At 51.8% G+C, this 626-nt stretch carries 1 protein-coding gene; it reads right to left on the minus strand.

Annotation, left to right across the window (positions count from 1 at the left end; genetic code table 11):
* Window positions 1-185 precede the first annotated feature (185 nt).
* Window positions 186-626, minus strand: a 441-nt coding sequence (gene sseB, locus NG42_RS21635; protein ID WP_052903095.1) for a type III secretion system translocon protein SseB, incomplete at its 5' end; no start/stop codon positions are given.

A 626-nucleotide genomic window follows, 5' to 3' on the forward strand; every position in this document is an offset into this window, starting at 1 on the left:
CCCATCAGCGAGGTGTTTTTGCCCGCGCTCAGGTACTCGGTATCGCCGGATTTCACGCCAGACTGTGCATTAACGTTGATGTTGGCATTGGTGTTGATAGTAGTCATGATTTTATTCCCTTAATTTTCAATGTGTTTGGTTAACGGCAGGCTCTCATGGCGCTGCCGGTATCAATGATTCAGTGATTAGCGGATGGACTGGGCGATCGATTTGGCCGATTCTGCATTCATGCTCTGCACGCTGTTGGCCATGGTGACCGCGGTGTTGAAGTTCTGCATCAGCTGCTGCAGCTTCAGCTGGTTCTGCTGGACGAAGTCAGACGCGCGGCCTGAGTGGGATTCCAGCGCAGATTTCACCGCCGTCAGGTCAGCTTTATCCAGGTTGGTGCCGTTCTCAGCAATAAACTTGTCGATGCTCATGCCGTTAACTTCGATGTTATTTTCACGCATATAAGCAATAACATCTTCCGGCAGCTCGGCCTTGCCTTTGGCATCAGCCAGGCTCGCCAGCAGCGCGTCAACACGGTTAGCCATATCCTGCGCATCACGGGAGACTTCGGTCTTCTTGCTCATCTGATCAAACTTGGCATTCGCCAGTTCGGTGAACAGCAGCATGATGTTTTCCAT

Source organism: Winslowiella iniecta, from assembly GCF_001267535.1.
GTDB lineage: Bacteria > Pseudomonadota > Gammaproteobacteria > Enterobacterales > Enterobacteriaceae > Erwinia > Erwinia iniecta.